The organism is Halobacillus sp. ABR2_026 (genome assembly GCF_056158545.1).
On record NZ_JBSWTM010000001.1, the window covers coordinates 1,338,453 to 1,352,364 of the forward strand.

At 46.0% G+C, this 13,912-nt stretch carries 12 protein-coding genes; 4 read left to right on the forward strand and 8 right to left on the reverse strand.

The window, feature by feature from the left end:
• Positions 1-59: 59 nt before the first annotated feature.
• The 4 genes from ACXADE_RS06905 to fbp all read left to right on the forward strand — a co-directional run bounded on the left by ACXADE_RS06905 (position 60) and on the right by fbp (position 5,261).
• Complete coding sequence (locus tag ACXADE_RS06905; protein WP_474979744.1) at positions 60-458, forward strand: nuclear transport factor 2 family protein; 399 nt, start codon at positions 60-62, stop codon at positions 456-458.
• A gap of 15 nt (positions 459-473) precedes the next feature.
• Entirely contained in the window at positions 474-1,637 is a 1,164-nt protein-coding gene (locus tag ACXADE_RS06910; RefSeq protein WP_474979745.1) for a winged helix-turn-helix domain-containing protein, read from the forward strand.
• A 59-nt stretch (positions 1,638-1,696) separates the two neighbouring features.
• Complete coding sequence (locus tag ACXADE_RS06915; RefSeq protein WP_474979746.1) at positions 1,697-2,974, forward strand: MFS transporter; 1,278 nt, start codon at positions 1,697-1,699, stop codon at positions 2,972-2,974.
• A gap of 355 nt (positions 2,975-3,329) precedes the next feature.
• The gene (fbp, locus tag ACXADE_RS06920) at positions 3,330-5,261 is read left to right on the forward strand and encodes a fructose-1,6-bisphosphatase (RefSeq protein ID WP_474979747.1); all 1,932 of its coding nucleotides are present in this window, start codon (positions 3,330-3,332) and stop codon (positions 5,259-5,261) included.
• An 83-nt stretch (positions 5,262-5,344) separates the two neighbouring features.
• On the opposite strand, the gene ACXADE_RS06925 is transcribed toward fbp, so the two are convergent.
• The 8 genes from ACXADE_RS06925 to ACXADE_RS06960 all read right to left on the reverse strand — a co-directional run bounded on the left by ACXADE_RS06925 (position 5,345) and on the right by ACXADE_RS06960 (position 13,324).
• Positions 5,345-5,527, reverse strand: a complete 183-nt coding sequence (locus ACXADE_RS06925; protein WP_474979748.1) for a YjcZ family sporulation protein — start codon at positions 5,525-5,527, stop codon at positions 5,345-5,347.
• A 116-nt stretch (positions 5,528-5,643) separates the two neighbouring features.
• Positions 5,644-6,480 (reverse strand): protein-glutamine gamma-glutamyltransferase, encoded by an 837-nt coding sequence (locus tag ACXADE_RS06930; protein WP_474979749.1) that lies wholly within the window; start codon positions 6,478-6,480, stop codon positions 5,644-5,646.
• A gap of 103 nt (positions 6,481-6,583) precedes the next feature.
• On the reverse strand, positions 6,584-7,183 hold the full coding sequence (locus ACXADE_RS06935) for a cupin domain-containing protein (protein ID WP_474979750.1): 600 nt from the start codon (positions 7,181-7,183) through the stop codon (positions 6,584-6,586).
• Positions 7,184-7,308: 125 nt separating this feature from the next.
• On the reverse strand, positions 7,309-9,114 hold the full coding sequence (locus tag ACXADE_RS06940) for an LTA synthase family protein (RefSeq protein ID WP_474979751.1): 1,806 nt from the start codon (positions 9,112-9,114) through the stop codon (positions 7,309-7,311).
• Positions 9,111-10,700 carry an aminotransferase class V-fold PLP-dependent enzyme gene (locus ACXADE_RS06945; protein ID WP_474979752.1) on the reverse strand — a complete coding sequence of 530 codons (1,590 nt, stop codon included), beginning with the start codon at positions 10,698-10,700 and terminating at the stop codon, positions 9,111-9,113. Before ACXADE_RS06945 ends, ACXADE_RS06940 begins: the two co-directional genes overlap by 4 nt.
• Entirely contained in the window at positions 10,697-11,266 is a 570-nt protein-coding gene (locus ACXADE_RS06950; protein WP_474979753.1) for a glycerol-3-phosphate acyltransferase, read from the reverse strand. Before ACXADE_RS06950 ends, ACXADE_RS06945 begins: the two co-directional genes overlap by 4 nt.
• A gap of 283 nt (positions 11,267-11,549) precedes the next feature.
• A complete protein-coding gene (gene brnQ, locus ACXADE_RS06955) occupies positions 11,550-12,932 on the reverse strand; it encodes a branched-chain amino acid transport system II carrier protein (protein ID WP_474979754.1) in 1,383 nt (460 codons plus the stop codon).
• Between the two features lie 212 nt (positions 12,933-13,144).
• Entirely contained in the window at positions 13,145-13,324 is a 180-nt protein-coding gene (locus ACXADE_RS06960) for a hypothetical protein (protein ID WP_474979755.1), read from the reverse strand.
• Positions 13,325-13,912 lie beyond the last annotated feature (588 nt).

A 13,912-nucleotide genomic window follows, 5' to 3' on the forward strand; every position in this document is an offset into this window, starting at 1 on the left:
AATTGACTTATCCAGCAAATTTTCAAAATTCAGGAATCTAAGTGGGAGGGTGTTTGTACATGACAGAAGATCAAAAGAAGGCGGAGGAAATATCCAACAAAGATCAGGCGGTGGGTTTCTTGAAGCAGGTGGCGGAAGGGCTAGTGAAAGAAGCTTATCAAACCTACGTAAGCGGTGATCTCATCCATCACAATCTCTACTTTCAAGGAGATGCGGTTTCGCTTCGGACGGCCATGGAAGAGGATGCTGCAGCGAACCCTCACAAACAGCTGGAAGTCAAACGTGTCGTCGAAGAGGAGGACATCGTTGTCGTTCACTCTCATATTCAGCAACAGGCTGAGGAAAGTGGTGTGACCGTTGTTCATATGATGCGTTTCGAGAACGGACAGATCGTAGAATTATGGGATATCGGCCAGCCGATTCCAGAGGACTCCCCCAATGAATACGGCCCTTTTTAAAGGGAGGGTAGAACGATGAGCCGTATGGAATGGATCGATCATGAATTCATAGTGAAATATGAGTCGATGGCGGTGGAACTGCTTCCGAAAGAATATGAGCTGCTGAAATATCTATGGGAACGTCCCTTTCAAGTGTTTTCCCGGGACGGATTGCTGGATGCCGTATGGTCTATGGAACATCCGACAGACCGGACGGTAGATGACCATATCTACCGTCTGAGAAAAAAGCTGAAGCCGCTCTCCTCCGTGATGAGTATTGGAACAGTACGTGGGAAGGGATACCTGCTGAAAGTGGAGGAGGATGTATATGACAGTCCCCTGATTCAAGATCAGGAGGTAGCTTCCAGTGCCCAGGTGCTTTTTCACAAATACCATCTTTACGGTCAGGGGAAGGCTTTGAAAGTGTTAGAAGAGAACCAGGATATCTTTGGTATTGATTTCGATTATGACCATCTCTGTTACCTTCGCTTCATGAAAGGGGACTTTCACTGGTTTTTGGAAGAAACGAACGTTCCTTTTTGGCAGAGCTGCTATTATCTGATACATATTTATTCCCATATTCAGCCGGATAAGGAAAAAACGCTCGACTATTTTACGAAAGCACTGAATGTTGAAGAGCTGCCAACTTTTCATCACGAAGAAATAAGACTGTTGAACCAGTGGAGTCTTCTCATCTTTACGAACAGGCTGGAGGAAGCAGAAGCCGGACTCTCGGAGTCGAAGCGGGAAATTGAAGCCAGAGGGTTGAAGACGTTATACCCTTTCACCCTGCTTACAGAACTGTACCTCGTATTCCTCCAAGGGCCGAAGGGAGCTATTGATGAAAAGATGCAGGAAGTGAAGGCGGCCCTTGAAAAATTCCCGTACTCCAGGGAGCAGGCAACGTTTGAAATCATGCAGGGGGTCCAGTGCCTGCTGAAAAAAGAAGACCAAGGAGCGGACAGCCATTTTAAACAGGGGTTCAAGCTTTTCAAGGACGCCCATTACATGCCGGGGTTATTGATCAGTTTGAATGTGATTCTATTTTTCATCCAAAACGTTCGACCCGAGAGTGAGCTTGCGACTGTTTACGGTCGGATGTGGAAAGAGTATTCCGAGAAGTACCGATTCTCTGAACTTCGGAAGAGTATCGAAGCAAAGCTCGATTTCCATTTGAAAAGAAAAAAGAACAGCCTCTGATATTCTTCTGATATTTCTCCATTATCCTTTTCTGTATAGAAGACAGGGAGGGATTCATAGTGGAACAACAACCGACACTTTGGAGAAATAAAAACTTTATTACGTACTTTTCGGCTAATGCTTTATCTAATTTTGGGAACTGGCTCGACTTTGTCGCTGTCCTTGTGTTATTCCGATATTCCTGGGAGGCGGATCCTTTGTTGATTGGTCTCATACCAGTCATGTATGCCATTCCCAGCATTATCCTTGGGCAGTTCGCGGGGGTTTTCGCCGATCGTAAAGATAAGAGGAAAATTCTCATTTATTCTGATTGGGTGCGTGGCGGTCTTACTTTCCTGCTCGTTTTCATGCCAAATCCGATCCTCGCCCTTGTGGTGATCTTTTTCAGGAACACCGCAGGGGCCATCAGTATCCCTGCCCAGCAGGGGCTGCTCCGCAGAGTTGTTGATGAAGGTAACCTTATGAAGGCGGTCACCGTGAACGGCAGCTTATTTCAACTCGTCAAAGTCGTTGGACCGTTGATTGGAGGTTCATTGACGGCAGCCTTTTCCCCTGCCATTTCTATAGGGATCAACAGTGCATCGTTCTTCTTATCCGGGATGATCCTCTTGTTTATCCGTCTGGAACCGCAAGAAGAACCAGAAACCAAAGAAACGGGTGAACAGGAAGTGGGTTTCCTGACTTCATGGAAAGAAGGATGGGGCTATGTGCTAAGGAGCAGGATTCTGACCGCCAGTCTGTTGTTCGGCGTGGTCACGACGCTTACCATCCAAATGATCGATGCTCAATTCGTCACATTGTTCAGTGAAGTGTTTCCGGAAAGGGAAGAGCTGACCGGCTGGGTCATATCGGCCATTGGAATCGGGTCGCTCCTTATCGTTTTGCTTCTCAGTAAGAAAGATGATATCCGGCAATACGGCTGGTTCTTCGGGTCAGGAAGTCTCCTTATCGGAATTATGACCGGTGGCTTCGGGTACATGAATTCAACCACGTTCCTCTTTACGATCATTGCTCTTGGTTTAATTGGAGGCATTGGAAACGGTCTTGTATTTGCGGCGGTCAATTACCTTATTCAAAAAGAACCGCCGAAAGAAGCAATTGGGAGAGTGTCAGGGATCGTTGATTCTCTGCTCAGCCTATTATTTATCATCGGGCCTCTTTTAGGTGGGGTTCTGATTCAGCACCTTGGTGTTTTAACGACCTTTTCCATGATCGGCTATGTATTGATCGCGGTCGGAAGCCTTGGGATCATCTTTCAGAAGTTTATTTGGAAACGGGAAAGCTCTGGTATGGATGAAGAAGAAACAGGACAGATTCAAATCAACTCCAACGCTTGAAAAAGGGGCTATAAACACTAGGAGGCAGGGGCCATCGAGTTCCCTGTCTTTTCTGTGGTCAAAGTAGTGGTTGTTCCTTTCTGGGGGTTTGTTTACATTTTGTGTGAATATTTCCATCGAAATCACCTTCCCTCGTAGCCCCATTTGTGCAGACAAATATCAAACACAAATATTAACAGCCCCATTTTATCAAAGACTGTTGTTTTAGAAAGAATCCTCTGAAATAATTAAAGGGAAGGTAGAGCTTCGGACCAGAACAGTGGCACCGCGGGAAAGTTGAAGCGGTCTGCTGCACTGGATGGATCGAGCTTTCAAGAAGATGCAATAGGTAAATTTTGAAAGGGGATACATAACCTTGAATACAAAATACTTAGACTTGCTCGCACAAAAATACGACAGTGAAGAAAAGGTCGTCACAGAAATCATCAACCTGAAAGCGATTCTGAACCTGCCAAAGGGGACTGAACACTTTGTCAGTGACCTCCACGGAGAATATCAGGCATTTCAACATGTTCTGCGTAACGGTTCCGGGAGGGTCAAGGAGAAGATCCGTGACCTTTTCGAGGGCGTTCTGACAGAAAAGGAACTGAATGAATTTGCTACGCTCGTGTACTATCCAGAGGAAAAGATCAAACGCATCAAAAACGGGTTCGCCGATAATGAAGAGCTCGAGAGCTGGTATACGCATACCATCGACCGGATGATCAAGCTCATTTCATATGCTTCCTCGAAGTATACACGGTCGAAACTGCGTAAAGCGCTGCCTTCGCAGTTTGTTTACATTACAGAAGAACTTTTATATAAAACAGATGATATCACCAACAAAGAAACGTACTATAAGAAAATCGTTCAGCAGATCATATCCCTTGGTCAGGCGGATAAGCTGATCACAGGCCTTGCCTATGCGACGCAGAAACTGGTCGTGGACCACCTGCATGTCGTGGGGGATATTTATGACCGGGGCCCGGAACCAGATAAGATTATGGAGACGTTGATCCATTATCCATCGGTGGATGTCCAATGGGGAAACCATGATGTCCTTTGGATCGGTGCCTTTTCGGGATCGAAGGTCTGTCTTGCCAATATCATCCGGATCTGTGCCCGCTATGATAATTTGGAAATCATTGAAGATGCTTACGGCATCAATTTGAGACCGCTTCTCAATCTTGCGGAAAAATATTACGAGGACCATCCGGCGTTCCGTCCTAAGATCCATACAGACCATCAACCATCTGAACATGAACGTTCTCAAATCACAAAAATTCACCAGGCCATCGCTATGATCCAATTCAAGCTGGAAAGTTCGATCATTAAGAGGCGCCCTTACTTCAACATGTCCGATCGGCTGCTGCTTGAGAAAGTGGACTATGATCGAAATGAAATTACGATTCACGGGAAGACCTACCCGCTGGAAGATCCTTGCTTTGCAACGATTGATCCGGAAGATCCGAACCGTCTCCTTGAAGAAGAAGAGCAGGTGATCGAGAAGCTGTTGTTCTCTATCCAGCATTCCGAAAAGCTCGCGAGGCACATGAAGTTTTTGATGAAAAAAGGAAGTTTGTATTTGAAATACAATGGCAACCTGCTCATTCATGGGTGTATCCCGGTTGATGAGGAAGGGAACATGGAGACGATGCAGATTGAGAATCACGAATATGCCGGTCGTGAGCTGCTCGATATTTTCGAACATTATCTCAGGGATTCGTTCGCAAACCCTGCAAAGACCGACGATCTTGCGACAGATATGGTCTGGTATTTATGGACCGGTGAATATTCTTCGCTCTTTGGGAAACGAGAAATGACGACATTCGAACGGTACTTTATCAATGATAAGGAAACGCACAAAGAGAGAAAGAATCCTTATTACCATTTGCGGGAAAACGAAGAGACCTGCCGGAAGATTCTCGCAGAATTCGATTTGAATCCGGACCAGGGGCATATTATCAATGGTCATACACCCGTCAAAGAGATTGAAGGGGAAAACCCGATTAAGGCTGGCGGGAAAATGGTCGTGATTGACGGTGGATTCTCCAAAGCATACCAATCCAAAACGGGAATTGCCGGATATACCCTTCTTTACAATTCTTATGGCATGCAGCTTGTCGCGCACAAGCACTTCAATTCAAAAGAAGAGGTTCTGAATGACGGAACCGATGTCCTGTCAGTGAAACGGTTGGTCGATAAAGAACTGGAGCGTAAAAAAGTTCTCGAGACCAACGTGGGGGAAGAACTGCTTCAGGAAATTTATATTTTGAACAGTCTTATGGAATACCGTTATATGAAATGATGGGAAAAGATAAAAACGATCGCTCGTGAGGAGCGATCGTTTTTTTTATCCCGCGTACCCGGGAAGCGGTTATGATTGATGATTTACCACTTGATGCAGGAGCCGACGATGATCAATAAGATGAACAGGACGACGATCAATACGAAGTTGTTCCGGCGCGGTGGGCAGTGGTACATAGGAGCGACCGGTTTGTGAGGCATATTTGCACCCATATACGGCGCATTGACATTGGCACCCATCGTGTACGGAGCATTAGCGTTTTCCATGTGAAAACATCCCTTTCCTTTTGTGTATTCGTCACTATATTGTACTCGCCTAAGGCAAAGTTGAGCCCGTCAACCTTAAAAATGGGTGCATGTCACGGATACGTAAAAGCGGGAAATCAGAAGTTCGGTTTATAGGCAAGCTCATATAAGTAATGACGGAAGGAGACAGATGTTTTATTATGGTGGACGATAAATGGCGTCGTTTTATGGACCAGTCGCCCAGCAGAGAACCGTGCCAAAGGCTGGAATGTCGGCCGGGTGATCAAACTCGTCAAATACGCCGACTGCTCACCGTCCGTTTTCCTCTTGGAATTCAACCCTTCAATCATTTGATCCTCTGTCCGTATACTGAAGCCGTGTCCGAAAAAAGAATCATCTCCCATGGCTATTGCATTAACGCCTCTGAACCAGGGAGTGGTGGGTTCTACATCCGGATTATTGAAGTAAACGACGTCTCCGGGAATGTAGTGATTGATGAATTTAGAGGCCAAACCGAGATCATCATCCGTATGCCAGCTGTATAAATATAGTCTTGGGAATAAGTCATTAAAAGAAGCCTCTCCCATGGTCATGAGAAGACCATTGTAGAAGTTGATGACACAGGCAGTGGCACATTCGTACTTATAAAATCGACTGTTATTGAAAATGTCGCGGATCGCAGCGCCCGGCTTCGCATGGCGTTTCAAGAGGAAACCTCCCGCGGCTGTCAGCTGCCAGTACTCCGGGTTGCACTGGGCGTTTTTGAACGTAGCGAAAGAAGCCTCCCCGCCATCCATTTCTTTTGCACTGGCGATGATGTTCTTTCTGGATTTCACTTCAAAGAAAAGCTCCCGCTCAGAAGCGAAGGTGTAAATAACACTCGTTTTCTTCAGGGCTTCCAGGATCTTTCTATCCGTCCCGTCCTTCTCCCAGGAATCGTTGTCCTGCCAAGGCATTCCAGAGATTTGAATCATGCCGTTCCTCCTTTGGAACATCTGTCCTTGTACCTATCGTATTCTGAGTGAAGGGGGAAGATTCACAGATGGCGTTGATCGTCTTATGGAGTTTAAAGAGATACTATGTGTAAGGATTGTACCAGCGGTAGGGAGTATAAGGACCATATGAGTGTGATTGCGTCTGCTGGGCGTTGTAGGTGTTGGGAGGGCCGATATAGGTGCTGGGCTGGACGGGTTTGGTAACGGTTTTCCATAGTTGTTCATCCATGTTATACGTGTGGGCCATGACCTCTGGAGGCGTGAAGGCCAAAAGATCAGAACCTAGGATGACTTCTGGTGTCTGGGCATCAAAAATCGCGAGAAGATGCGTATGGTCCTCGGTTGCGACTTCATAATGCCACCACCCTTTCGGAACATTTACGACCTGACCGGGGGTGATCGGGAAGTGAAGAAACTGCTTCGTAAACGGATTGAAGATCGACACGGTCGCGGCTCCGGAGATACCGTATACAAGTTCAGCAGCATTCTGGTGATAATGGGGTTCCACGGCATTCCCTTTACTCAAGTAGATATCAAGGAGTGAACTTCCTTTCAAGGTATTCAATTGTTGTTTGCCCAGTACATTGATTAGATTTTGGTTGTCTTTAATAAAGAGAGGACTTTGATTGACGTCAAAAAAATATTCTGTTTGAGGGGACGAATAATCGATAGGATCAGACACAGGATCAGCCACCTTTTTCTCATTGTTAAAGATAGGGTATGAGTGAGGGGAGGTTTGGTGATTCACGAGAGGACCCGCGAGAGGAGAAGTAGAATAAGGAGCCATGGGTGATGGCTCCTTGTTGTTTATTCCTTTTTATATCGGAGCCAATCGCCTTTGATGACTTGGTCGGAGAGGTGGAGTTCTTCTCTCGCCTTTTGTTTTCCTTCAGTGCATGACTCGCTCGGGAGTGGTTCTTCGCTGTCTGTGTCGTAACAAATGCCTTTGATATACATCGTAGATTCAGAGATATAGTTGCCGTTACGAAACGTGACGAATGCATCGTGGCTATTTTCGGCCAACAGATTCTCACTGAAGCTCATATAATCAGAGGTGGACTTACCGAGCAGGTGGAGAACGGTGGAGCGGATGTCGATCTGCCCGGCGATTTCATCGAATTCTCTCCCCTTGATTCCAGGGATGTGGATCAACACTGGGACCTGCTGGTTTTTCACATGCGAGATGGATGTCGCGGGTTGGTCGAGCAGTTCGAACAAACCGTCTTCATACTCGGTTGATATTCCATAATGATCCCCGAAGAACACGAACATCGTATTTTCATACAGGCCCTGGGTTTTCAAGTCATTGATGAAACCTGCCACAGAACCATCTAAATAATGGACGGTAGATAGATAGCGATTGACGACAGGTTCAGAGGTCGTCTCCGTTCTGAAAGACTGATCTTCCTCATCGAGCAGGAAGGGGAAATGGTTCGTCAGCGTAATGAACTTCGCCATATAAGGCTGGTCCAACTTCTGGATCTTTGCTATGGACTGTTGGAAGAAATGATGATCCTTCAGTCCGTAATTGATGGAACTCTCTTCTGTTACATGATAGTCACGTTCTGAGAAGAAGCGGTCATAGCCTAACGTTTCATACATTTCTGTCCGGTTCCAAAAGGAGCGTTCGTTGCCGTGAAAGACGGCAGAATAATAATTTTCAAGAATCGCAGGAAGGCCGAGAAAATCATTGTCCGGCCGGCGGACAAACACGGAACCGCCATCCAGTGGGTAGAGCCCTGTGTCTATCATAAATTCAGCGTCCGAGCTCTTTCCCTGCGCCGTCTGTTCATATACGTTCGAAAAGTAGAAGCTTTCTTGTTTGATGCGGTTAAGAAATGGTGTCACTTCCTGTCTGTCCACCTTCAAATCGAGGACAAAATCCTGGACAGATTCCAAGCTGATGAACACGACGTTCATTCCTTCTGCCTTTCCGAACCATGGGGTCGTCTCTTTCTCCTGACTTTGGACGTACCCTTGCATGGAAGCTGCATCCTGAGGGTCGGAAATCCATTTGAAGAGTGGGGATTGAACGGAATAGATGACATCGAACACTTGGTATGTAAATAAACTCATCGTTTCTACGAATTGTGTACGGTTGTAGTTTTCATCCAGCACATAAGGTTTGTAGAGAATCGCGGCTGATGAGACGGATAAAACAAGGAGACCGGCTGTCCCGAGATGCTTTTTCCTCTTGCTGGTCGGTAGTGTGATCGAACCTTGTTTGAACAGAAGCCATCCGATCCATCCTAGATCGATGAACAACAGGAGATCCCACGGAGAAAAAAGCTCCCACGTGCTCTGACTTAATCCGCCTACATTTCCAATTTGAAGCAAAATCGTCAACGTTATGAAATCTTCATAAAACCGGTAATAGAGAAGATGCGCATACATCCAAAAAGTTGTAAGAAACAATAGACTAAACAAGGTCCATTTCTGTGCTCGCTCGGGTGTGAACAGGGGCATACTGAATAAAAGCACAAGCGGACCGGCGAGGCTCCCGAGCATCAGGAGGTGGCCGGATATATCCACTGGGAAAAGCCGAAACCCTATATACATAAGAAGGGCAAATTTGACCCAGTAAAAAACGATCATTTTTTTATAGGTGTTCATGAGAAGACCCGTTTTCTCTCTGTTGCTTTCAAGCGATTCAAAGCTTCAAACAACCGGGTAAGGTCTACATCAGTTATAGCCCCCATCAACGCGATTTGGATCCAGTTGCGTTCCTGCAGGTATCTGCTCTCATAATTCACGAGTATGCCCTGTTTTTTCAACCAGTCGCCGTAAGCGACCGAAGAACGGGAAGAGGGGAGGGGAATGGTTACGACTCCGTCTGAATAGCCTTCATTCCCGAGTACCTCCCAACCTTGATGGTTCAGTTCAGCTCTCAGCCTCTTCATTTGATCAGCTTTCACTGGCTCTTCTTTTTCGAGGGCTGTTTTTAATGATACCAAGTAATTGGAAGAATGCGTGAACGGCACGCTTTTCTTCGCTGCATACAGGCCTAAATCCAAGTACCTTGGTATGGCGGCATTTGGAAATGGACGTTCTTCATGAAAGACGATGGCAAGACCGGGATAGGCGCTGAGCCCTTTGCCGCTGACACTTGAAGCTAAATAAACGCCGGTAAGGTCAACATTGTCCACACCGAGCGAACTGCACGCGTCAAGACACAAGTGGACGTCGTAGTCTTTACAAACCTTTTTCAAAGCTTCTAAATCATACAGATAACCCGTGGATGTTTCACAATGGACCGACCATAGCCACTGGGTATTTGGGTTTTCCTGTAACTTCTGGCGGATTTCATCGAGATCTATCGGCGTGTTCCATTCTTTTTTCAGCGTTTGAAAAGAAAGGCCGGCCCGCTTGGCGTGATCGATCAACCGCTCTCCGAATTCCCCATTGGATAGCAAGAGCCCTTTCCCTTGAAGCTGTTTGATTTGCTGGGCAACGACATCGTTAGCAAGCGTACCTGTCCCGACAAGGATGGAGACATTCGATGCCCGGGTTATTTCGAGCAAGTAGGCCTGGACATCTGCCATCAACTCCAAAAAGAAAGGAGACCGGTGGGAGACGGTCGGCTGGAAAACACTTTGAGCCACTTCCTTTTCCATCGGGACCGGGCCTGTTAAAAAAGAAATCGGTTCATAGCGGGCAAGGATCCGGTGGTACGCATCCGTCGCTTTGACGAAGTTCTTTTTGGTAAGCTTCATCGGCTGATAGGGAGCCGTCTCTGTGCCGACCCGGCGTGCAAATGGTTCGAAACCAAGCTTGCGGTACAATGGACGTTCGCGTTCGGTACCAGAGATGACGGCCATATCATATCCCTGCTCCAGGCAGTAGCGGGCGAGCTGATCGATCATACCGAAAAACGTCGTCCGTTTACGATAAGCTTTCTTGACAGACAGAAGACGGATTTCACAAGGGTGGCTGGCTTTTTCCATATAGGAATCCAAATCAGGCAGTTTTTGATCCAGGGAAAAAGGTCGATCGCCACGGACGGCAATCATCCCGATAACTTCTTCGGCTTTTTTGGCAATGATATATGTATTTTCTTTATGGAAGCGATCAGTCAGCCGACGGGCTTCATTTTTCTCATGCTGAGGAATTTCCTCAACGAATGTTTCATAATTCAATTGGTGGATTTGTTCATATTCTTTTTCTGTTGAAGCTACTTTAAAGCGTACGTGTTCGTTCATCGTTGTTCCTCCTCATTCATCCTGCTGGGATGGACGGAAAACCGGTGAGCGAGAACCACCAGCCCATATCCCACGAAAAGTCCAAAGCCTAAAAAAGCGTGTCCACGCATCCATGCGGAGAGTACGGGAAGGACCATAGCAGCCATCATCATTTTTGAGAACCGGAAGGGGAGATACTTAAAAACGAGAGCGGTTCCCCCGAAAATCAACAGGCCGGGCCATTCGAGGACAAGCGCGCAGGCGAGATAGACGACCACGCCTTTTCCACCCTTACCCTTCAGCCAAATGGACCAAATATGCCCCCCCACTAAAGATACAATCATGGCTGCGATCCATAAGTCAGATAGACTCATATAAAGAGCAAGAAGCATTGGGAGGATCGTCTTCACTGCATCCACAGTCACGGTCCAGACGAAGGCGCTCTTCCCGCCGGTTCTTCCTGCATTTCTTGCTCCGCCCGTGCCACTTCCAAGTTGTGTAATATCTTCTTTTTGCTTATATTTTGTGATCACATAAGCCCCGTTAATCCCGCCGATCAAGTAGCCGGCAGCGATCCAGTACCACATTCCCTCACTCCTAAAGACTTCCATTTACCCTACGTTTCAAAACATCCCATCGTTTCATAAGGATGGGATTTTATATAAAGTGTACCAGAATCATATTTTACAATTATTTCAAAACTAAGCGCTGATAGCAATATTTGTACACTTTCCTGAGGTGTACTGACAGGGGAACCGCAGTGTGCTGGGAAAATTATAGCAGCCTATTATTCTACGATCATTTATGAGCATTTTTTATAGAGCGCAAAAAAAAGACCAAACCCTGAGGTCTGGTCTTTTTTATCATCCCTTAGTGGGAGATAGATTCTGTTTCTGGAGGAAGGACGGAAGCTTCCTCTTTCCGATCAGACTTCCAAAGGTACCCGATTACGCCCCCGGTTAGGGCTGGCAACATCCAGCCAAGTCCGATTTCATATAAAGGCAGGTAGGATGCATAAAAATGGCTGACCGCATCCAACCATGAGTTTGCAGCTCCTGGTATGGTTCCCAGCAATGCGTTATACCCATCAATCGTACTTACGAAAAAGGTGAAGGCCATAGAAACGGCATAAACGGTCCGCTTATGCTGGAACCATTTTGAACCGAGGCCCAAAAGAATGAGGACGATCGCCATGGGATATAAAAACATCAAAACGGGGATGGCATATTGGATGATGTTCGTCAAACCGAAGTTCGCGATGAGGAAAGACAACATGGACAATAGCAACACATACGTTTTGTAAGAGATTTTCGCATAGATCGTATGGAAAAACTCACTGCAGGCAATGATCAACCCGATGCTTGTTTTTAAGCAGGCGAGAATGATGATGACCGCAAGCAGGACGGCCCCGTACGGTCCAAAATAATGTTCAGCAACCGCGGCAAACGTCAGACCGCCATTCTCAAGCTGTCCCACAACAGCCACACTGGAGGCCCCCATGTAGGCGATGAGTCCGTAGATGAGCATCATGAGAAACATGGCGAAAATCCCTGACTTCCATGTCGTCTGGGCGATTGTTTTTGTGTCCGTGATTCCCATACTTCGGATCGCTGTTATGACGACAATTCCAAGAGCCAGTCCGCCGAGCGCATCCATCGTATTATATCCTTCCGTAAATCCGGTCATGAATGGAACGGATGCATAATCACCGCTGGGGGCACTGAATCCGCCCATTGGTTTCATGATCGCCGTGATGATTAATATCGATAAAAACAGTAAGAAGGACGGCGTCAAATACTTTCCGATAATATCCATGATTTTTGCCGAATTCAAAGAAAAATAATAGACAAGGGCAAAAAACACAAAGCTGAAGATGGAGAGCCATACACTACTTTGTTCGGGCTGGAGATAAGGCTCAAAACCGACAACGAACGGTACAGTGGCTGTCCTTGGAATGGCGAAAAAAGGACCGATCGTTAAGTAAAGAAGAATGGAAAAGCTCAGCCCGAACATCGGATGGACGCGGGCAGCCAAGTCGTTCAGTCCTTTACTGCCGGACAAAACAATAGCGAGTATTCCCATAAGGGGCAGAGCGATGGCAGTCACTAGAAATCCGATCAACGCCGGCCAAAAGGATGTCCCAGCTAACTGTCCAAGCTGAATGGGGAAGATTAAATTACCGGCACCGAAGAAGAGACCGAAAAGCATCGTCCCGATGACGGCATACGTAGAGAATGATTGTTTCTGGTTCATAGACTCGTTCCTTTCCTGGTGTGTTGGTTACTCTTTAGAGGAATAAAGACTATCCTATCAAGAATACTAGGAAGGAACAATAGGATTCTGAGAATTCGTACAAACTTTATCCATGACACCGTTATCATTCAAAACATGCATAAAAAAGGACTTCCCAACTGAGGAAGTCCTTGGAAATAACGGCTGGTTTCAACAATGATTGAATCAGCTTTTTAATGGTCTGCGGTCGCCAGCTGGTGGTCATTCGATCCGCATTCCGGGCACTGTGTCCATACGACATAGGCCACTTTATCTTCGAATTCTTTAGGAACCACTTTAATCACGGTGAGATCATGATGGAAACAGCTTGTGCAGCGTTCCTGGATGGATTCTCCGACTTTAATTTCAGACATTTTATCACTCCTGAAAACTTATTCAAATGAGTACCGAAGTCTCAAGAGTTATTCTAGTATAACGTCTGAGAGGTAGAGCGTCAAAATTACTGTTTCCCCATCTTTTGTAATCAAATTGAAAGAACTGTAATGAATGGGAAAACGGATGACGCTTACTCTTTTTTGGTGTTCGTTGCTGTGTTCGGCTTGATCGGTTGGTGGAAACGGCTGGTCATGTATATCAGTGTAATCCTGCATTATATCACTTTATTGTAGAGATTAGTGAGCTTCTTCGGACTACCTACCGCCCTGAGGATTCTCGCTAATTTCTTTCTCCCACCGAAGTCTCGCGTCTTCACAACGCCCCCCATTAATTATAGTAGAGAATTGAAACGATATCTTAGCTCATTCGTATATCTATTCAGAATGCATATTAAAAATTATAGTAAATTATCTTCGAGCTTTGATTGTGTAATTGTTTCTTTTCATGGGCAGGGGTTATTAGTAAGAATATCGAAGTCAATGAACAGAAGGTTTACTTTGTAACTCTCTACAAAATGTATCAATTGATATTATGGTAGTGACTAAAAAATCCATTATTTAATTATG